The 20,578-nt window shown below is 45.9% G+C and carries 14 protein-coding genes; 7 read left to right on the top strand and 7 right to left on the bottom strand.

Features of this window, described 5'->3' with window-relative positions; translation table 11 throughout:
• Window positions 1-250: 250 nt before the first annotated feature.
• The 6 genes from ACOMA8_RS04860 to pplA all read right to left on the bottom strand — a co-directional run bounded on the left by ACOMA8_RS04860 (window position 251) and on the right by pplA (window position 10,236).
• On the bottom strand, window positions 251-1,801 hold the full coding sequence (locus ACOMA8_RS04860) for a chitinase (RefSeq protein ID WP_421368964.1): 1,551 nt from the start codon (window positions 1,799-1,801) through the stop codon (window positions 251-253).
• A 144-nt stretch (window positions 1,802-1,945) separates the two neighbouring features.
• A complete protein-coding gene (locus ACOMA8_RS04855; protein ID WP_421368961.1) occupies window positions 1,946-4,216 on the bottom strand; it encodes a glycosyltransferase family 2 protein in 2,271 nt (756 codons plus the stop codon).
• A gap of 773 nt (window positions 4,217-4,989) precedes the next feature.
• The gene (gene menA / locus ACOMA8_RS04850) at window positions 4,990-5,949 is read right to left on the bottom strand and encodes a 1,4-dihydroxy-2-naphthoate polyprenyltransferase (protein ID WP_421368959.1); all 960 of its coding nucleotides are present in this window, start codon (window positions 5,947-5,949) and stop codon (window positions 4,990-4,992) included.
• A 227-nt stretch (window positions 5,950-6,176) separates the two neighbouring features.
• Window positions 6,177-7,241 carry an FAD:protein FMN transferase gene (locus ACOMA8_RS04845; RefSeq protein ID WP_337248037.1) on the bottom strand — a complete coding sequence of 355 codons (1,065 nt, stop codon included), beginning with the start codon at window positions 7,239-7,241 and terminating at the stop codon, window positions 6,177-6,179.
• A 413-nt stretch (window positions 7,242-7,654) separates the two neighbouring features.
• On the bottom strand, window positions 7,655-8,806 hold the full coding sequence (locus ACOMA8_RS04840) for a peptidoglycan-binding protein (protein ID WP_421368956.1): 1,152 nt from the start codon (window positions 8,804-8,806) through the stop codon (window positions 7,655-7,657).
• Window positions 8,807-9,285: 479 nt separating this feature from the next.
• The gene (gene pplA, locus ACOMA8_RS04835; RefSeq protein ID WP_421368954.1) at window positions 9,286-10,236 is read right to left on the bottom strand and encodes an extracellular electron transfer flavoprotein PplA; all 951 of its coding nucleotides are present in this window, start codon (window positions 10,234-10,236) and stop codon (window positions 9,286-9,288) included.
• Between the two features lie 846 nt (window positions 10,237-11,082).
• On the opposite strand from pplA, the gene ACOMA8_RS04830 reads away from it, so the two are divergent.
• From ACOMA8_RS04830 to ACOMA8_RS04810, 5 genes are all read left to right on the top strand, one after another.
• Complete coding sequence (locus ACOMA8_RS04830) at window positions 11,083-13,086, top strand: FAD-dependent oxidoreductase (RefSeq protein WP_421368952.1); 2,004 nt, start codon at window positions 11,083-11,085, stop codon at window positions 13,084-13,086.
• A gap of 236 nt (window positions 13,087-13,322) precedes the next feature.
• The gene (locus tag ACOMA8_RS04825) at window positions 13,323-13,766 is read left to right on the top strand and encodes a NusG domain II-containing protein (protein WP_421368951.1); all 444 of its coding nucleotides are present in this window, start codon (window positions 13,323-13,325) and stop codon (window positions 13,764-13,766) included.
• 72 nt (window positions 13,767-13,838) lie between these two features.
• A complete protein-coding gene (locus ACOMA8_RS04820; RefSeq protein ID WP_161900278.1) occupies window positions 13,839-14,396 on the top strand; it encodes a Gx transporter family protein in 558 nt (185 codons plus the stop codon).
• 83 nt (window positions 14,397-14,479) lie between these two features.
• On the top strand, window positions 14,480-15,466 hold the full coding sequence (locus ACOMA8_RS04815) for a polyprenyl synthetase family protein (protein ID WP_421368948.1): 987 nt from the start codon (window positions 14,480-14,482) through the stop codon (window positions 15,464-15,466).
• Window positions 15,467-15,835: 369 nt separating this feature from the next.
• The gene (locus tag ACOMA8_RS04810) at window positions 15,836-16,321 is read left to right on the top strand and encodes a GNAT family N-acetyltransferase (RefSeq protein ID WP_421368946.1); all 486 of its coding nucleotides are present in this window, start codon (window positions 15,836-15,838) and stop codon (window positions 16,319-16,321) included.
• A 79-nt stretch (window positions 16,322-16,400) separates the two neighbouring features.
• On the opposite strand, the gene ACOMA8_RS04805 is transcribed toward ACOMA8_RS04810, so the two are convergent.
• Window positions 16,401-17,768, bottom strand: coding sequence for a cysteine desulfurase family protein (locus tag ACOMA8_RS04805; protein WP_421368944.1), 1,368 nt, complete (start codon window positions 17,766-17,768; stop codon window positions 16,401-16,403).
• Window positions 17,769-18,096: 328 nt separating this feature from the next.
• Here ACOMA8_RS04805 and nadB point away from each other — a divergent pair, with 328 nt between their 5' ends.
• Window positions 18,097-19,662, top strand: a complete 1,566-nt coding sequence (nadB, locus tag ACOMA8_RS04800) for an L-aspartate oxidase (RefSeq protein ID WP_421368942.1) — start codon at window positions 18,097-18,099, stop codon at window positions 19,660-19,662.
• Between the two features lie 56 nt (window positions 19,663-19,718).
• On the top strand, window positions 19,719-20,564 hold the full coding sequence (nadC, locus tag ACOMA8_RS04795; protein WP_421368941.1) for a carboxylating nicotinate-nucleotide diphosphorylase: 846 nt from the start codon (window positions 19,719-19,721) through the stop codon (window positions 20,562-20,564).
• The last annotated feature ends 14 nt before the right edge of the window (window positions 20,565-20,578 follow it).

The following is a 20,578-nucleotide window of genomic DNA, read 5'->3' as shown; positions in this document are numbered from 1 at the left end:
TCCGCCACGCTCAATAAGCAATCGCTTACATAAAAATAAAACACTTGGCACACCTTATACAAATCCAGGCTTTTTTCGATTGTTGACTACTACTTGCCAGCATCACTAACCGGAATCCGCAAAAAACAAGCCACTTCTGTAAAAAAACAGAAGTGACTTGTTTTTAGACGCAGGGTCACGTTGGTTTCACAGACTAGCCAGCATGCTCTCACATCATGTCTTAAACAGCCAACTGCTTCATTTCCCACACTTACTTTTGCTTCAAAATCTTTTTGATTTCCTGTTGTGACAGTGCTCGCCACGGAATCAAGTCATCGTCAACCCCGGAACGTTCAGGATTTTCATTTTGGTTCCACCACTTGGATTCATAAGCTATGCCATTGTACATAATACGTTTGCCGCTGTCATAGACTTCTTCTGGGTTCCATTCCGGGTAGGTACCAGGAGGTAAGGTCGCCAGTTTCACCGGTTTTTCTCCTTCTAATACCGGTCCTACCAGCTCCCAAGGAATTTCACTTTCTTGCAATACCGGACTGTCGGGCGCATCTCCTTTGGTCCACCACTTGGCACGATAGACATTGTGCCGCCAGACAACTTTGGTATCCTTCAAATAGGATTTTGTTTCTTGCCAGATTTCATATGGCGATGTCTTAGGGTCATCGGCTGCGTCTGATTCGCCTTCTTTAACATCAGAAACTGTTTTTCCTTTGGCGCTCGCTGCGATATCCCCATCCATGCCCTCACGTAGAGCGGCTGCAAACGCTTGGCCATCTTGCTTAACTCCGCTGGCATGATTGGACACGACACCGGTATTGACATTGTTTTTATTCGAGGATAAGTCCCGATTGGCTGACCACATGGATACACGGCCCAAGCCGACATCCACTGCAAATTCGTTCAACACTGCAGCATCTTCTAATGTGAAGAGTTCTTGTGAAATATCATTTTGCCCAATCATTGGAGTCGCCCCCAATTTCTGCCAAACCGCCCCGTCACTCAAATGAATATCCGCTTCTCGATACAAGATTTTCAACTGCCGGTGGGTCTGCTTCAATGCATCAATGGCGTTTTCCGCCATTGATTTTTTATCGTCCCGCGCCTGACCGAAATTCATGGTCATCAGATTAACTCCCGCCAGATCAACACCGGCAGCCAGCATTTCCGCCACTGTATCGGTGCCGTCTTTGGTCAAACCTTGAGGAATCACCGGTAAAGTCAGCCAAACTGCCAACTGATTTTTGTTGTCTTTTTGAAGCTTAGCAATCGCTTCTGCTCGCCGCTTGCCAGCTTCACGATCCGTCAAACCGTCATTTTCCAAATCCAGATCAATGGTGCTCAGCTGATAGGCATCGATCACCTGCTGGTAAGCGGCGGCCAGATCATCGGCGTTGTCATAGACCAGTGCCAATTCGTCGTTGAGCAATCCACCAAAGGAAACAATCACATCTTTGCCATTTTGCCGCAAGCGGGCAATTCGCCGATCCAAATCCAAATCCTCAGAGGCTTGTTTTAAAGAATACGCATTGCCCCAGCTGGCTTCTTTGGTATTTGATTTGGCAACGACAAAGCTCAAAACCACATTGTCCTCATATTGCTCAAACTGATATTGGGGGGTCAAGGTGGCATCCACGTAGGAAGCAAACCACGGCTTGCGATCGGAGGCTTCTTTTTTCCCTGGTGCGAGCTCGGCCGCCATATCGGCCCCATATGTTCGAAGGCCAAAACCCCCTGCCACTAAGATTGCCAGAACCAGCAGGAAGCGGGGCACTGACAAGCGGCGTTTTTTATTTTTCAAGATCATCTGATTATCTCTCCTCGATTCACCGCAAAACACGCTTCGACTGAAACGGCCGCGGCCTCTTTTGTTATCCAGTCAGACAAAAAATCGACTCTCCTGCCAACAAGTCCTTGACTGCTTTAATCAGGAGAGTCGCAACTGCTTTAATCAGCGCTGCCCTTGTTCTTCTGTTTCGGTATCTAACGCCGCAGACAGCGACACTTTCAACGGCACTTCCCCTTGTGTGTCACCGTAATAAAGGACTGTTTGCCAATCCAGGCCTTCCCCTTCACTTTCTTGTGCGCCGTTATCTTTAGGTGAGACTTCCACAAACAGCCATGTATAAAAGTTGTGCACCAGATCTACCAGTAAGTCTTTGACACCGACAAAAGCCAGCAGCGCCCAGGCACAAGTGATGGCATTAAAGGCGGCGAAGACTGCATTTTGCCAGTTGTTGACTGAAAGCGATCGCCAAATAGTGAAAAGAGAAAAACCGATGATGACCAACGGCGCCCATAGATACAGACTTTGACAGGCGGTCCGGTCATTGACTTTTGGTGTTCGGGCAAAAGGAATCTTCTCCCCAGTCAGATATTGTTGCAAACTCTTGATGACACCGGCTGTATTGACTGCCAACAGCAATAAGTTAAAGCCATAAATTCGGAAAATATCTTTGCGTTTGTAACGACAATACCGTAAATCCGACGCCATTGCTGTAAAATACGGCAGTGCCGCGCAGACGATGTAGACACTCAACAAACGATCGTCAAAAGGATAGGCCAACAGAAAGATTAATCCGAAGCTGGCCCAAGCAATGGAGGTCATGTAGTTCATTCGTAAAAAGATTTCCATCAGTTTCAATGGTTCGCCTTGTCTCCGGCGTTCTTTCATCGTTGCAAACAGCTTCGGCAAGATCAATAAACCGCCATTGGCCCAGCGACGACGCTGAATCACCAGAGAACCGAAGTCTGGCGGCGTAGCACTATAACTGAGTCTTTCTGGGTAGTTCACCAACTGCCAGCCGTGCTTTTCCAAATCCACGGAGGACTCGGTATCTTCAATGACAGTCCGGTCTTGGATAAAGCGCCGGATTTCAAAACCATTTACAGACTCTGTTTCAGCGATATCTGCCAAGGCTCTCTTGCGGATTACTGCGTTGGCCCCTACCCAAAAAGTCGCGCCATAGTAAGTAGTTCCTTGATGCAAGATATGCTGGATGTCGGTGGTGGCACCGGCAATCCGCTCAATTCGTGACGGACATCCTCGGAAAGAAGAATAAGGTGTCTGAGTCACGGCAACTTGTTCATTACCCGGCTGTTGCAGGAGATAAACCAGTCGCAGGCAGTATTCCCGTAACAACACTGAATCAGCATCCAACGTCAGCAGAAATTCACTGTCGGGAATCTCCAGATCAGCTGGCTGATCCGCTGCCACTGCTACCAGCACTTTCCCCACAGCTGTGTGCTCGATGCGATAGCGTCCACCCATCAGATCGATATAGGAGTTCAAATTCATCGCTTTATTGGCTTCATGGGACAAGGATACGTATTCTTTTCGTTGGAAATAATCGGCCTTGGCGGTAAACAGCCAAACCAGACGCGCGTACATGGCACTGACTTTTTTAATCGGCAGTCCACTACCGGCAGCAGCTGCTTGTTTCAAAGCATGTGCCTGCAAACCCAGCTCTTTTGCCAGCTCTCGCAAGACTTGATCTGCAAAAAACGCATCTACATGGTCCTCTTGTGGCTCATCATCTGCCAATTGCAAGAGCCAGTCACGCCCATAGCGATATTCCTGAGTTAACAATCTCAGATCAGCGGATGACACTGTCGTCCCCTTGTTTTCCTTAGCCAAAAACGCAGCCTGAGCCGCTGTAAAGCGCGCGCGTGGTTCCTCCAAAAGTGCCATCAGCTCTTGTGGCAAAGCTTGAGTAGCTGCCAACTTGGCCGCCGCTTCAGGAGTAGTGGGATTCGGTTTGTCATCCAGCAGCAGCTGAACTGTAATCTGCGGATATTCCTGCAGCATCGCCGACAGCATCGTCTTGCGAATCACCCCGACTTCTTCATCATAGGAAGGTACCAACACGGTAATAGCGGATTTTTCTTCAGCAAAATGTTCTTCCAACAACTCTCTGGGAACCCGTTTGTGCTCTTTAAAACGAATCAATGCGCCATTTCGTGAAACCAGATAAACAAATGCCGAAAAACACAATAATGTCATAATGACGATATACAAAGCTGCCTCCACCACTTGTTGAAAGCTGCCGTTTCCCCGAGTCCACTGGTCAAAAATCGTGGACGCCACATACAGTAGCCAAAAAAGGACTGTCATGATGATAAAGATCCGGTTCATGGTGATTTTGAACGTTGAAGCCTTTTCGTGCTGCATCGGAAGCGGTGTCACGTCTTTCTCGGTATTGAATTGTCTCTTTACTGCCATTGCACTCTCTCCTACCCCTGAATCTTATTTGCCGATTCCCCAACCGGACTTTGATACCACTCAATTTTTTATACGAAAAAGCCGGATTTCCCCAATGACTTCCAGCTTAAAACACGAGGGCTCCTTAGATAGCAAAAAACGTTGATTTAAGCTTATTAATATCCATCCTTTTTCTTAAAAAAAGCGAAAATACACACAAACATTTAATTTATTTTATATTTATATTACGGGAAATTATATGCAAATTCAGAATAACGGTCAATAGTTATTCATTTTTATGATTAAAAAACGATTTTTTTGATTTTTTTATCGAAACTTTACTTTTCTAAAAAGCGCTTACTTATCTTTATTCCACCATTTTACGCCTTCATTTTACCGGGGTTTTCTATCTCATTTTTAAAAATTAAAAGACCGAAGTTATCGAATCGTTCGATATTTTATCGGCTCTAACAGTTATTTTTTAATCTAAATTCATAAAATATTTTCAAAAAACCTATGAATTTTAACTATTTCACGATGCTGAATTTTCGCTTTTCCTACATTAAAAAAATCGCAGCTCGCTGCTGTCTCAACTCGCTTTAAGACAGTCAAAAACCCCTCCAAGATTCGGCCGTCGTAACAGCTCTTGAAGGGGTTCGCAATATTTTTTTATCTAGAATTTTTAACAAGTAGACACTATGACTATCCCATTGCTTATCACGGAAAGGGTGTTGGCAACCCGCTTTTCAAAAGCTTGTGCTCAGGCAGCATGATCTGCTTTTCTAATAGCGGTCTCACAAAAACCATTGCCACAACAAGCTCAGCAATAAACCCAAAGCATAGCTGCTGTTGAACAGTACCATATTTTTCAAAGAGTAGACAAAACTGTGGGGTGCCGGTAATTCTTGGCGGTGATTAGCAAGATTTTGCCGAATTTTTGGCAGTGTCAGCCAAGTGATTAGGATTGGCCACTGGTAGATGCCCACGACTAATCCCAGCAAAATAATCCCGTAGCACGTGTACACCAGCCCGCCAAACAGCTTGATTCCTTGTTCTCGTCCCAAGTAATAAACCAGCGTATAGCGATGGTTTTTGATGTCTGTCTCCAAGTCCCGCAGATTATTGGCCAGCATGATATCAGCAATGGTAAAGACCATTGGTAGAGCAGCTACAAAGACCGCCACCAGCTGCCACAAGTTGCCGGTTAAAGCAAAGCCGCCATCACCTAAAAGATCCAGCGTCAAATAAAAGGGACGCAAATCATAGGTATTGATGTAGACCACCATGGCAAAGATGCCTAAGCCCATCGTAAAACCGCTAAAGATTTCTCCCAAAGGCATTCGAGACAGTGGAATCGGTCCTGCCGTATAAAAAACGCCAATAAAACAGCAGACCAAGCCCATCAGCAGTAATAGCCAGCCCGTTTGAAAGCTGAGGTAGCCTCCGATTAAAGCTGCAATCACCAGCATACCGATAATCAGCCAAGAGACATGACGAACATTTAATTTCTCTACTCCGATAACATTTTCCGTTTCACGATAGGTTTCAGACTTGGCTTTACGATAGTCCATGAAATTATTGATTGCTGTGGTGGTCATGTCGAAGATTAACATCCCCACAAAAAAGATTAATGTCAGCCCCCAATGAACCTGTCCAAAATAGCTCAAAGAAAATAAAACACCTATGATGAAGGGAAACAAGCTGGCAATTTTCGTGCGAATTTCCACCAATTCCCAAAATGCAGATAATGACATGCAAAACGTCCTTTCTTTCGGTCAACAGCTATTCAAACCCGCTGAATCCCAGTCTATTTAAAAGGGCAGCACCGAAAGCCGGCCTGCCCCATCACGCTTGTGTTTACAACAAAAATTTCTCGACAGTTATCCAAAATGCTCTACCAGATTGCCAAACTGACAGGCGGCCCGGATACCATGAACCTTTTTTTACTTAAGGCAACTCTTTTTCGCGGCTTAAGCTGGACTCAATCTTTGTCCGTCAATTTCGAGCGGTCCCCCATGGTGTAGCCGGAGTCTTCCCCGATGACGAAATTGCCTTCCAAACCTTTAGTGATGTATACTTTGTCATCTTTACTAACAAAGATTGCTTGTGTGCCGTCATCCATGGCTTCCACAAATTCCAGTCCCTTTTTGGTTCCCATTGCAAACACCGAGGTAGACAACGCGTCGCCGTCGATGGATTTATTGGTAACGATGGAAACACCGGCAATGTCATTGTCAAAAGGATAGCCGGTTTTCGAATTGAACAGGTGATGATATTTCACTCCGTCAACTTCTAGGAAGCGTTCGTAGATTCCGGAAGTCACGACGGTTTTATTGGTCTCTTTGATCGTCCCTACGACAGTCCCGCGAGATTGATTCGGATCTTGAATACCGATATTCCATGGCTGTTTCTCTCCCCGGAAGCTGTGACCTACGACAAAAACATTCCCCCCCAAATCCACTACAGCAGTCGTCACACCATTTGCTTTTAATACTTTGACAGCTTCATCAGTGATATATCCTTTGGCGATGGCTCCCAGGTCGATAATCATATCTTTATCTTCCAAAAAGACGGTTTTTTTCTTATCATCGAATTTTACTTTTTTGTAATCAATGTGTTTCAGCGCTTCATCAATTTCCGACTGCGCCGGTTTTCTGGCGTCATCAAAACCAATCCGCCACAACTGGGTAACTGCTCCGATGGTCATATTGAATGCTTCATTGGTTTCTTGGCTGTATTTATAAGCCGTCTTCAACAACGAGTAAATATCATCGGACACTTTCACTGGTTCCACGCCGGCCTTGGCATTGATAGCATCAATTTCAGAGCCCTTTTGGTTGATGGTAATTTTATCCGCCAGCTCTTGAATCCGTTCAAACGCCGGTTTCATAGCTGCTTCCTTGCCGTCATCATAGATTCTGATTCGTACATACGTCCCCATCAGGAATTTTTCCTGATAATAAGGTTCCTCTCGCATTTTCACTGTTTCTTCTTTGGTACCGGTACTACAGCCGGTTGCCACCAAAAGAAGCAAGAGCGCCATCATCAGCCCACCGAGCCATTGTTTTTTGTTTCTTCTCATGCAGATCCTCTTTTCTGTATAAACAGCAGTTCCTAAACAACTGCCTTTGTTCACCGCCAATTGCAGCTACTTTCCTTCGTGTCTTATTCGTGGTTTTTACCATTTTCAAAGACTCCCTTAAACTACTGGCGACCGTTGTTATCATAGCATGGATTGCCGCTTTTTTGGTACGATTACTGCTTTTTTTGACAGTTTCTAAACAAAATCCCAGTCTGAGAAAACAGCGACCCCTTCTGCTTGTCCTCTCTTCTATCATTTTTGTTAAACCATTGCTTCTGACCATTAGCTTTTTTGCAAAAAAAAATGCAAAACGCCTTTGTCGCTGAGGACAAAGGCGTGATTGCAGAACACTATTTCAATGAGTGATTGACTCGCGCTTATTCAGCTGCTTTTTTGGCAGCATCGACGATCAATTGCAAGTAGCCTTTAGAATCTGTGAATGTAGCACCGGATACAACATCCGCGACATTTTTACCTTCTGAGTCAATCTTGCCAGCTGCTTCTTCGATTTCAGCAACTGTTTTACCCTTAACAAATGCGTCGATGGCATCCACGTTTTCTTCCCATGTCTGAGTTGCTTTTGCGTGGTCTTTCATCATTGCAGAGTAAGCTTCGTTGTTAGCCAATTTAGAAGCCAAAACTTGGCCGTCTTTGATGCCTTCGCCAAATGCGCCGTTGGAGTTTGGAACGCCACCAAAGTCAGCAGGATCTGTGAATTGGAATTCATCTACAAAGGTTGCTGCTACTTTATCGCCATCCATTGCTACAGTCGCTACAGCGAAAGATTTGTCGCCGTGGGGTGCGCCCAAGATCATAGCTTCTTTCAAGTCGCTGTTGTCAGTTTTTTCACCAACTGAAACCAGACCAGAAGTAGCGGCATCCGCGATTGCTTGCAAGTAGCCACGAGTATCACTGAAAGTTGCACCAGATACTACGTCAGCGACATTTTTGCCATCGTCTGCGATTTTAGCGATTTCAGTATCCAGATCAGCCGCTGTTTTGCCTTTGACAAAATCAGTGATTGCGCTGATGTTTTCACTCCAAGTTTGCGTTGCGCCACCGTTTTCTTTCATCATTGCAGAGTAAGCGTCGCTATTTTCAACTTTGCCCACCAAGATTGTGCCGCTTGGGAAAGATTCACCGAATGCGCCGTCGACATTTGGAACAGCTTTCCAGTCAGCGGATTTTTCTACATATTGGAATTCATCGATGCGGGCAGACAAGATTTTGTCGCCATTCATCGTTACGTTGACTACTGCAAAAGATTTGTCGCCGTGTGGTGCAGCGTACAGTTGACGCATGTAGATCGTTCCTTCAGCTGGTACAGTTGCATCTGTAGTTTTGCCGTCTGCGATTTTCACATCAGCATTCGCTGCTGCAGATGACGCAGTTGTTTCTGTTTGGCTGGAAGATGCTGCCGTTGATGAGCTTGAGCCTGAACCGGAGTTGCTGTCAGGACTGCAGGCACCCAAGATCACTGCTGAAAATGCCAGTGCCGTAAAAGCCGTCACAAATTTCTTCGATTTCATATTGATTTTCCCCTTTTCCACTATTCATATGCTAGCGTTCCCATCTGATTCGGACACTATTCTTTTATTTTAGTGGGTTTTGTGAATATGTCAACAAAAACGATAACGAACCTCCAAAAAAACTTTTCACTGCCATTCTTTAGACAATCCTTATTCTCTCGGCACCTAGCGAGAAAAACTGCCTTTGTGGCCTTCTTTTAAAAAAACAAAAAGCAGTCTTTTCGTCAATTTTCCGGACAAGATTTTCTATTAGTGATCAGCTCTTCACAAAAAGAGTGAAACAGCTACGAATCCTCAGTACCCATTGAAACCTTCCCCCTGGTTAACAGTCCAACAAAAAAAGCGCCAGAGCCTGCCAACGATTGCTGTCGACAAGCTCCAGAGCTTTGCTTTTAGTATTTTTGTGAACGATCTGCTTCACAACAACCAGGTTCTTTTTGTAAACTCTGATTGTTTTTAAAATCAGCAGGGCAGATTGCTTATTTAGCTGCTACAAAGTTGTCAACAGTGATTTCAGCAGTGTCCCCTTTTTCAGCAGCGTTGATCAATTGTTCAGCGTAGATCACGAAGCTGTGGAAGCTGTGAGTTGCACCAGTGACAACGTCCATGTTAGCAGGTGAGCCGTCTTCTTCGCCCATTGCTTTAACAAAACCTTCGTTGAATTGTGCAATATATTCTTTTGGTCCAATGCCGGCTTTGTCTTTCATGTTAGTTTCGTAGTCAGTGTCGTCTGCTTTTGATTTGCCATCAGCATTGACATTGTCATACTTAGATTCAGTAATTTTACCGTCTTTAACAACGATTGAGAAAGTTACATGGTAGCCATTGGAATCATTTTTTTCTTTCAATGAGTATGTGCCATCTTGCAATTTCGCACCATTGTCGATTTCGATAGTGTCAGTTTTGCCAGCTTGAGCTGCTTGGATCAATTGTTGTGCATAGTTTTGGAAAGATTCAAAAGAGTGAGTCGCACCAGTGACAACATCGATTGCTGTTGGGCTTTGTTTTGCCACCAATTCAGTATTGAATTTTTCGATGTATTCTTTTGGTCCGATACCGGCTTTGTCTTTCATGTTCTTTTCGTAGTCGGCGTCGTCTGCTTTTGATTTGCCCTCTTCGTTGATGTTGTCGTATTTAGATTCTGTGATTTTACCGTCTTTAACTGTCATTTCAAAAGTCACGCGGTAGCCGTTAGAGTAGTTCTTTTCTTCCAATTTGTAAGTGCCATCTTGCATTGCTTCGCCAGCAGTGTAAGTCACTTCGGCTGCAGAAGATTCAGAAGTCGCTGCAGATGAAGCCGTTGTTTGGCTGGAAGCTGCTGCAGAAGATGAAGAGTTCGCAGTATCTTTGTTGTCTGAGCTACAAGCTCCTAAAACCAAGGCAGAAAAAGCCAACATTGTAAACCCAGCGACAAATTTTTTTGATTTCATTTTTGTGGTTCCCCTTTTCAAATATGTTTTGTCAGTTTGTGACACACTTAACATTTTAGTTTTTTTTCGCGAGATGTCAACAGCAATGATAACAACTTTATGGAGAAGAGAAATGGTCTGGTTGTCTGTTTCACGACACTTTTCAGCAAAAAGTGCCAAATATCATCAGATCAACTGCTTTTTATATTATCATCTGCTGAAAAACCCTTTCATTTGTCTCTCAAACCTGCGTTTTTTTTCATCATCTGTGCTGTCGTTATCTTTTCGATATGCTCATTAAAATAACTCTCTTTGTGACAAAAGAAACAACAGCCTCTTAACTTGTGTATTTTTTGGTAGGATTTCCGATAGTTTGAGTAACTTTTGACATAGATTGTGAAATCATCCTCAAAAAAGTCGTTCTGCTTACTTTATTTTTTTCTCTGCGGGAAAGTCTCAATCGGCAAAAGATACAGACCAAATTGCCCCGGCACCTCTAAAAAGCTTCACAAATTTCGTTATTAATAACGGTTACAAAAAGTTTTACTCCTTTTTGTAGTAGAAAAAGCCTGTTACCGTCTATAAAAATAATGGTCTACCCTTACATTAAAAAAACTTTGAAAATCCGTTCATTTTCTCGGCCAGAGTGTTAGACAAATCCACCTTTTCTCTATATAATAGTGTAGATTGTGTAATCATTATCAATCCGTTTTTTTATTCCGTATTATCAATTCCGAGGTCTACCGTGTTCACTTCCCCCAAAATACCGCTGCGCTTAAGGGTTATTTGCCTGTCAGTTGCGGGGATGCCAGGGAGGAGTTGAAAGCGAGAGCCCTCACCATACTTATTTTGAAGGAGCGATTTTCAATGGCAACAAAGAACATTGTCGTTGTCGGTGCCGGGTATGCCGGAGTATCGGCTACCAAGTTCATGGCGAAAAAGTTGAAAAAGGACCAAGATGTCCAAATCACTTTAATCGATCGTCATTCTTACCACACCATGATGACAGAACTGCACGAAGTAGCGGGGGGCCGGGTCGAACCGACTGCTATCCAATACGACTTGCAACGTCTGTTTTCTCGTAAAAAGAACGTCAAACTGGTAACAGACACCGTTACCGGAATCGACAAAGAAAGCAAAAAAATCATCACGAAACAAGGCACTTATGACTTTGACTACCTCGTATTAGGGATGGGTGGCGAACCAAATGATTTCGGCACACCGGGCGTCAAAGAACACGGATTCACTCTCTGGTCATTTGAAGATTCTGTTCGTATCCGCGAACACATCGAGCGGACAGTTGCTCTTGCCGCACTGGAACCAGATGCTGCAAAACGCAAAGCGATGCTGACTTTTGTTGTCTGTGGTTCCGGCTTTACCGGGATCGAAATGGTAGGCGAACTTATTGAATGGAAAGACCGCCTAGCAGCTGATTACAAATTGGACCCAGCCGATTTCACATTGAAAGTCGTTGAAGCATTGCCAACGATCTTGAACATGTTAAACCGAAACGACGCTGACAAAGCCGTTCGTTACCTGGAAAAGAAAAATGTAGAGTTGGTATTGAACTCACCAATCGTTGAAGTGGACGAAGACCACATCAAATTGAAAGACGGCAGCGTCATTCCGACTTACACTTTGATTTGGACTGCTGGTGTCAAAGCGACTTCCGATGCTGCTGACTTCGGTTTGGAAGCAGCTCGAGGCCAACGTCTGGTAGCCAATGAATATATGGAAGCAAAAGGCTATGAAGACAAAAACATCTACATCATTGGTGACCAGGTATATTACGAAGAACAACCGAATACACCAACACCACAAATTGTACAGGCGGCTGAACAAACCGGTCACTGTGCCGCAGCCAACATCGTTTCTGCTGTTAAAGGCGACGGTGAAAAACACAAATTTAAATCCAATTACCAAGGGTTCATGGTTTCTGTTGGTTCCAAATGGGGCGTTGCAGAACTCTTCGGTAAGATCCACTTGAGCGGTTTCTTGGCAATGATTATGAAACACATTGTCAACTTGAAATACTTCTTTGATATCCGCTCTGGTTACTACATGTTCCAATACATGATGCACGAATTCTTCCATATCAAAGACGATCGTAACGTAACTCGCGGCCATTCCTCTCGTTATGGCAACGTTTTGTGGTCTGTACCACTGCGAATCTTCTACGGTTTGGTGTGGTTTATTGAAGCCTTCAAGAAAATCGTTGGTAACGGCGAAGTCCTGAAACCAAGCACTTGGCTTGGTGAAGGTTCTTGGTTTACTGGTAATTCTGTTTTCCCATGGACTTGGGATTATGCAGCTAGCGGAGCGGCAACTACCGGCTCTTCAGCAGCCGATGCAGTCGGCGGTGCTTCTGCAACTGTGGCTTCTTCCACTGTCGATGCGGCTTCTGCTGCCAGTGGTGCCGGTGAAGCAGCGGCAAGCGGAGCAGGCGAAGCGGCAGCTCATGCAGCTCACTTTGGTTTGAGCTACGCTTATGGGGAAGAACCGATGGCTGTCTTGGATAAAGCACCTAACTGGTTCTCTTCTATCATGAAAGTCTTCATGCCAAACATGGACGTTGCAATGTTCTTCCAGAAATTCATGGTCTTTGTGGAAATCGGTATTGCTTTGTGTCTGATGGCTGGTCTTTTCACTTGGTTGATGAGTGGGACAACAATCATTCTGGTAGTGATGTTCTGTATGTCAGGGATGTTCTACTGGATTAACTTGTGGTTCATTCCAGTTGCCTTTGCCTTGATGAACGGCTCCGGTCGTGCAATCGGTCTTGACCGTTGGGTAATTCCTTGGATCCAACGCAAACTTGGCGGTTGGTGGTACGGGAAACCGAAAGCTCGCTACGGCCAGGACAACAGCTGAGCCAACTAAATACTAAAATCCTAGGCCCGCGCCTAGGATTTTCTTTTATTTTCCGATGGACGTTAGTCATCTTTCAACCCTCGTTCATTTCACGAACCTTACTTTTTTTCTCGGCTGTGCTAGAATATGAGAGATTAGCAATGACTATTTGTTAGGTACTGCTGACAAAATTTACTCAATCTTGCACCAGAAAAATTATTTATTTACTATTATATATAAGAGAGGTGTCAGCCGGCATGAAATTCAAAGAGTTCGCCAAAAGAAGCCGCCTGAAGCCCTGGGATGTTCCCATCATTCTCCTACTGATACTGCTGAGTTTTCTTCCCCTAGTGATATTTGGCCTGACACGTCCAGATCCTATCGTCAAAGATGACGGCACTTCCGCTGAAAGACAAAAAATCGCTATTCTGCGGGTAGACGGTATGGAACAAAAACGCTGGGTGCTAAAACAAGGAGCAGAATCGACTACTTATCGTTACGAGGATCCAGATGGAGATTATAATCTATTGGAATTCAAAGACGGTGCCGTGCGCATCAAAGAAGCCAACTGTGGCGACCAGGTCTGCGTCCGTCAAGGTTGGATTTACAAAGACGGGCAAACCATCGTCTGTCTCCCCCACAAACTCGTGGTGGAAATCAAAGATCAGACGGGAGGTGCCGATGACAATTTAATCTACTGATTGCTATTTCATCTCAAAAACGGCTTTTGTATTTTTGAAACAGCTAATCAGCGATTGTCATCAACGATTACAATGAACAAAAATCGACGTTTGATCTTCATTTCACTACTGGTGGCTCAAGGAGTTGTCATTGGGCTGATTGAAAATATGATCCCCTATCCTTTTGGTTTTGCACCCGGCGCTAAGCTGGGATTACCCAACCTGATTACCATCATCGCATTGTTCACTATGCCAAAAAAAGAGAGCTTTCTGTTGGTCTGGTTGCGTTTAATTCTGACTACCTTACTGGGAGGAACGGTTTCGACTTTTCTTTACAGTATGAGCGGTGCTATGCTCAGCTACTTCGGGATGCTGCTAATAAAAGCGTTGGGTCCTAAGCGGGTGAGCATTATCGGCATTAGTGCGGCCGGTGGTTTTCTGCACAACGTGGGACAATTGGTGACCGCCTCAATGATCGCCGGCTCCGCTACCGTGATGCTATACTTGCCGATTCTGAGTTTTCTAGGCATCCTATCAGGGATCGCCATCGGCATTGCCGCCAACTTTTTACTCGTACGGGTAGATACCCTGCGTCGCTTCCGGCTGGATTACGAACAGCGGGACAAAAAAGAACATTGGCACCTGAATTAACTTTTTCTCACCGTGAGCTGCCGGGGTGTTTCCTGAAAACGGCGGCAGCCCTTCGACTTTCTTTACAATAAAGGAGATTTCCCATGAAACTTCATCCCCTCTGGCAGGATTATCCTGATCTTGCACCGGAGTTGGCTCAAACCTTGACTCTGATGGAAGACAGTATCAAATTGAAAAACAAACCAGTAGAAAAAGCTGTGATGGAAATGATCCATGCCGGCGGAAAATTGCTGCGGCCAGCGTATCAACTGTTGTTTTCTCGCTTCGGCCCCGATCAAGATCGCCAAAAAGCCGTGGCATTAGCCGCTTCGATCGAGATGCTTCACACAGCTACCCTAATTCATGACGACATCGTAGACGAATCTGATCTGCGCCGCAACTTGCCCACCATTGCGGCCAGTTTTGGTAACGATGTAGCGGTTTATGCCGGTGACTATCTCTTTGTCTGCTGTTTCAAACTACTGGCAGATTATGCCGGCTCTCTGCGCAGTCTGCAGTTGAACTCCCGCAGCATGGAAAAAATTCTAAATGGCGAGCTGGGCCAAATGGACCGGCGTTACGACATGCGTATGACGGTTGATCAGTATTTGGACAATATCTCCGGCAAGACTGCCGAACTTTTCGCTCTCAGCTGCACAGTTGGTCCTCTGGAAAGCGGTGCCTCTGAAAAATTCGCCAGGGACTGCGCCCAGATTGGCCTGAACATCGGCATTGCCTTTCAGATTATTGATGACATCCTCGACTATAGCCAACCCGCTCAGCAGATCGGTAAGCCCGTCTTGGAGGATGTGCGCCAAGGGGTCTATTCTTTGCCACTGCTACTGGCACTAGAGCACGGGTACCATCAGCTGGCGCCCCTGCTGGAGAAAAAAGAGCAAATGACCACTGACGATACCCAAGAAGTCTATCGTTTGGTTCAACATTTCAAAGGTGTCCAACGAGCCCAGCAGATGGCCACCAATTATACGACCAAAGCCTTAAAAGCCATCGCTAAATTGCCTGATGACCCCAAAGATACCCGCAGCGAATTGGATCGTCTGACGCGCGTGATTTTACAACGAACCAATTAAGCGATTATCCTATCCCATTAAAATTGCTTCTGCAAAGCTTCGGAAGTCTGTATTCCCCGGGACAAGCCAGATTTTTAATCTGACTTTGGGGCACTGCAGATCTCTCCCGGGGCTTTTTTTGCAAAGAAGGCCACTGGCTTATTGCGGAATGATTCGGATTTGACCGGTTAAGTTCTACCATTGCGCACTAAAAAGAAAGTTTCCACTCCTTTTGCCCCCTGGCCAGCAGCAGGGTAACTTTAAAACTGCCTTCAAAATATCAGTTGCTGCTTTTCCTTTTAAAAACTATCGCCATTTTTTAAATCTGATTTTCTAATGATTATCTGTGCTATAGTTAATTTATAAATAACAAATCAAAAGGAGCATGGAATGAAAATTATCCCATTGGAAGCAAGCCAATCATTATGGTGGCCGACTGCCGAATATGCAGAGAACTGTTCATGGGGAGCAGGAAAACATTTAGCACAGCGGATGCGTGAAGAACGTTTCGCCCCTGGGGAGCGGGTCTTTGTGGTGCTGGACCACGAGAGAATTTGCGGATACTGTACCTTTACAGAAAAAGACTGCCTTCCCGATGTAGACTATTCTCCTTATATCGGCTTTGTCTTTGTAGATGAAGCCTACCGAGGCCGCCGTTTGAGCGGAGCGCTATGTCAAGCTGTCTGCGCTTACGCTGTCGAAGCCGGCTTTTCACAAATCTACCTGGTGAGCGATCATCAAGGACTGTATGAAAAATACGGCTTTATTCCCCTACTACAAAAGCTCGCCCCTTGGGGAGAACTGGAGACAATTTTCAGCTTTGACTTATCAAAAGTAGCCTCTATCCAGGATTTGGTCCTTGAGGAAACTGAATAAAAACAAAAAAAGAGCGCCCTTCGCAAAAATTAATTTGCCAGGGGCACTCTTTTTTGGTGACATCCTATAAGGCTAACTCTCAGCCTATTTCTGATAGAACCCGAATCAAGGTTTCAATTTCAACTTTCGTAGTCGCTGGTCCCAACGATATTCGCAAAAACCGTTGCGCAGCGGATTGATCAAGCCCCAATGGGAAAAGGGCGGGATCGATTTTACGATGCGTGTTGCAAGCCGAAGTAGTTGAACAGGCAATGCCCGCTGCTGATAACTGCATGACTACCGTTTCCCCGGCTAGCCGCGGTGATAAAATCCCCCACACGCCGGGATAACAGCCCTCAAAAGTACCGGTAGTTGAGGACGCCGACTTTTCCACAGTTTTGCAGTTGCCTATCGGATTGGTTGTGAGCTCAACTTTTCCACAAATTTCACCAATAATCTGCCAATCCGGAAGACAGGACATAAAAGACTGCCGAAAATCCTGAAATCTTTTATCCAGCTCTTGTCGCTGAGAAAAACTATCCACAGCCGCCTGCGTAAATGCCGCGATTCCCGGCAGGTCTTCAGTTCCACTACGAAACCCATATTCCTGATGAATGTCGGGAAGTAACGGAGTAAAGCCGGCATTTGCTGCTAAATACAATATACCTGTACCCTTGGGCCCACCGATTTTATGACCGCTGGCACACCAGCTGGTTATGCCATGAGGCCACTCTCCAACAAGCTTGCCAAAGCCTTGAACACAGTCGCTGTGGAAAAGCCAATCTTGTGTCATCGCCAACTCTGCTAACTTTTCCACAGGTTGAATCATTCCCGTCAGAGAATTCACCTGTTGACAAATCACCAAGCCGTTGCCGTTTTCCACAGTTGTTTGAGCTAAAAGCTGGGCTGTTTCACAGATATCCACACGCCCAGCATCTGTCAGCGGAATTTTTTTCACAATAAGGTCGGCTTCGTAGCCCTTCAGCCATTGCCAAATACTCCCGTGCTCCAGGGGATTGACTAAAACAGGAATCTTTGCCCGGTTATGGCGGCCCCTGGACTCGGCAACTGTTGTAAGCAGTGAAGCGTTGCTTTCATGGCTGTGCTTCTGGCTTTTGAGATCATTTTTCTGCTTGCGGGCTACAGTTGGGAACTCTTTTTCCCATAAAGCAGCTGCATCGCCGTCTTGTTTTGTTACCGACTGCCGCAATCCGCGTAATTTTTGCAGGCTCAAAGTAAGCGCCAAATGATTGCCTTCGCTGCCCCCTGAGGTAAAAACCAATTCTTCTTTCCGACAACCGCACAGCTGGGCCAACTGTTGCCGACAATGAGCCAACAAGCCAGCAGCTTGCACCCCGGCTGTGTGAATGCTGCTGGGATTAGCAAAGTATTGCTGTGCTGTTTTGAGATAGGTCTGTCTCGCGGCTTCGGTCATCGGGGCAGTTGCTCCATAGTCTAAATAGATCATAAAAGGCACTCCTTTACCGGGTATCGAATTTTGTCGGGCGTCGAATATTTGGGCCGCTGCTCGCTGGTTCCAGCTTGGGTTCCAAATTCGACACTGCTTTTTCGTTCTAGAGATACCGTTGCTTTCACTTAAACATAGGTGATTTCTGAAAATTTTTAGCATCGTTTCACTAGAAAGTGACATTCTTCTCTAGAGGTGTCTTGACAGTTATGGTAAAATAATCCCTGTTAGGTGTCAACAATGAAAAATGATTCACAAAGAAATTTTCGGCTTTCATCACAGTAGCTAATCGTTTTTATTCCAGTACATACAGATTGAAGGAAAATTTATGAGACACATCCTGATTATCGGCAGCGGACTGGCAGCTTGTCAAACCGCCAACCAGCTGTTAAAAAGACAACCTCAACTTGCCATTACCATTTTGTCAAAAGGACAAAGAACCCAGTGCAATTCCATGTTGGCCCAAGGAGGAATCGCCGTCGCCTTAGCTAAAAATGACAATTGGCAAGCCCACTTTGCCGATACTCTAACAGCGGGCGTCCAACACAATCAACAACAAGCCACAGAGATTTTAGTGAAGGAAGGCCCTGCTGCCGTCAATGAGCTGATCCAAGATGGGTTGCTTTTTGATCGCCGCGCTGACGATACCGATTTTCAATATGGGCTGGAAGGTGCCCACAGTTTTCCTCGCATTCTCCACTGTTTAGGAGATCAGACCGGAAAAGTTATGACCGGCTTTTTGCAAGAGCAGCTTGCCCAACGGCCACAAGTCACATGGCTTGAACAAGCCATGGTCACCGAATTGCTGGTGAGCTCAAAACAGAAAACAACCTCTGAGAAACCGGCAAGCTGGTCCACCGCAAGTGGTACGGCGCACACTGCAGAAGAACAGCTTCCTCGTTGCATCGGTCTGCGCTATCTGGATGGAAAAAGTGGTAGGATTCACCGTTTAGATGGCGATGCTGTTGTTTTAGCTACTGGCGGATTGGGCGGCTTATTTCCTTTGACAACCAACGATGCCACCATCACCGGTGACGGCATGGCACTGGCTTTACGAACGGGCCTGCCCTTGAAGGATATGGAATTCATCCAGTTTCACCCGACACTTTTAACTAAAAATGATCGCTGCTATGGTCTGATTTCTGAAGCCGTCCGCGGCGCCGGCGCCCAGCTGGTAGATGAAACAGGCAAAGCCATCATGACGGGTGTTCACCCGCTGGCGGACCTGGCACCTCGAGATATCGTTGCCCGGGAGTTGACTGCGGCTTACGATAACGGTCATCAGGTGTTTTTAGACATTCAGCCGGTGAAAGATTTCGAAAATCACTTTCCTCAAATCACAGAAAATCTCCTTCGCCAGCAGATTCCTTTTCGCCAGACACAGCGAATTCCCGTACGTCCCGGTGCCCATTTTATGATGGGGGGCATCCCAGTAGATCCTTGGGGGCAGACGGCATTACCCGGTCTTTATGCTGTGGGAGAAACCGCCTGTACCGGCGTTCATGGGGCCAATCGCCTCGCTTCAAATTCCCTTTTGGAGTGTGTGGTCTTTGGAAAACGTGTGGCAAAACAGATTCTCCACACTTCAAGTGCCCCGAGGACCAGAGCTGAATTTGCAACCTCTGTTGTAACACCATTTGTCCTGCCACAACGCCGGTTACTGCAGCAAAAATGCTGGCAGCACCTGGGTATTCGCCGCTCTCCGGATTCTTTGCAGCACCTCTTGAGTTGGCTGGGCCAATTTCACTACCGGCAGTTGCCTGAAACTTATACTAAAGAAGAACTGGAATGCGCCAATCTCTGCTTGATTGCCGAAACAGCTGCCAAAGCCGCGCTCTTGCGCAAAGAAAGCTTGGGGGCCCATGCCATCACTCAAGAAAAAGTTCCCCTCTAAAGGATGTGCTGACAAGCTCAACAGATTATAGCCGCCAGAATTGAAAGGAAAAACGTATGAATCAACTGCAACTAAAAGAACAATTGAAACAGTTTCTAATTGAAGATATCGGCCGTGGTGATCGCAGCGTTGAAGCTATTTTTGCCCCCACCGATCGTGACGAGGGCGTCTTTTTATTGAAAGAAGCCGGCGTTGTTTGCGGATTATGGTTGGCACCCATGATCTACGACTTGCTAGGAGGCGACGTCACATTCACCTCCCTTGTCGCAGAAGGTACCCAGCAATCTGCCGGTACTGCGATTGCTGAGGTACGAGGCCCAATTGCGGTATTACTGACCGGAGAACGCCTGATTCTAAACCTCTGGCAACGAATGGGCGGCATCGCAACTGCTACTAAGCTCGCCATTGATACTTTAGCTGATCCGACAACTCGTGTTTGCGACACCCGTAAAACCGTTCCAGGCCTGCGGGAGTTGGACAAATATGCCGTTACTCAAGGCGGTGGCTTCAATCATCGCTTTGGACTAGACGACGGCATCATGCTCAAGGACAACCACATTGCCTACGCCGGCGGAATTACCCAGGCGGTGGAGCAAGTCCGCCGCAACACGGGTCACATGATTAAAATCGAAGTCGAAATCGAGACGTTGGACCAATTCAAAGAAGCGCATGACTGCGGTGTAGACATCATCATGTTGGACAACCGCACGCCAGCAGAAATCAAACAGTTTCTGAAATACAATAAAAAGCAGCTTACAACAGAAATCTCCGGTGGCGTCACTCCGCAAAACATCCGCCAGTACGCCGGTTGCGGAGCAGATTATATTTCCCTAGGCTACTTGACCCATTCCGTCACAGCTTTGGATATCAGCTTCAATTCCAAAAACAATGGAAAAATTTGAAACTTGCGCTTCAC

This window comes from Enterococcus infantis, from assembly GCF_049166715.1.
GTDB lineage: Bacteria > Bacillota > Bacilli > Lactobacillales > Enterococcaceae > Enterococcus_C > Enterococcus_C leclercqii.
The sequence above is the reverse complement of the archived record's forward strand: the minus strand, read 5'-3'. Positions and strand labels throughout refer to the sequence as shown.

Coding starts and splice junctions, on each gene's coding strand:
- nadB (WP_421368942.1), top strand. CDS start 18,097: ATGAGACACATCCTGATTATCGGCAGCGGACTGGCAGCTTGTCAAACC.
- pplA (WP_421368954.1), bottom strand. CDS start 10,236: ATGAAATCAAAAAAATTTGTCGCTGGGTTTACAATGTTGGCTTTTTCT.
- ACOMA8_RS04825 (WP_421368951.1), top strand. CDS start 13,323: ATGAAATTCAAAGAGTTCGCCAAAAGAAGCCGCCTGAAGCCCTGGGAT.
- nadC (WP_421368941.1), top strand. CDS start 19,719: ATGAATCAACTGCAACTAAAAGAACAATTGAAACAGTTTCTAATTGAA.
- ACOMA8_RS04845 (WP_337248037.1), bottom strand. CDS start 7,241: ATGATGGCGCTCTTGCTTCTTTTGGTGGCAACCGGCTGTAGTACCGGT.
- ACOMA8_RS04820 (WP_161900278.1), top strand. CDS start 13,839: ATGAACAAAAATCGACGTTTGATCTTCATTTCACTACTGGTGGCTCAA.
- ACOMA8_RS04805 (WP_421368944.1), bottom strand. CDS start 17,768: ATGATCTATTTAGACTATGGAGCAACTGCCCCGATGACCGAAGCCGCG.
- menA (WP_421368959.1), bottom strand. CDS start 5,949: ATGTCATTATCTGCATTTTGGGAATTGGTGGAAATTCGCACGAAAATT.
- ACOMA8_RS04830 (WP_421368952.1), top strand. CDS start 11,083: ATGGCAACAAAGAACATTGTCGTTGTCGGTGCCGGGTATGCCGGAGTA.
- ACOMA8_RS04840 (WP_421368956.1), bottom strand. CDS start 8,806: ATGAAATCGAAGAAATTTGTGACGGCTTTTACGGCACTGGCATTTTCA.
- ACOMA8_RS04815 (WP_421368948.1), top strand. CDS start 14,480: ATGAAACTTCATCCCCTCTGGCAGGATTATCCTGATCTTGCACCGGAG.
- ACOMA8_RS04860 (WP_421368964.1), bottom strand. CDS start 1,801: ATGATCTTGAAAAATAAAAAACGCCGCTTGTCAGTGCCCCGCTTCCTG.
- ACOMA8_RS04855 (WP_421368961.1), bottom strand. CDS start 4,216: ATGGCAGTAAAGAGACAATTCAATACCGAGAAAGACGTGACACCGCTT.
- ACOMA8_RS04810 (WP_421368946.1), top strand. CDS start 15,836: ATGAAAATTATCCCATTGGAAGCAAGCCAATCATTATGGTGGCCGACT.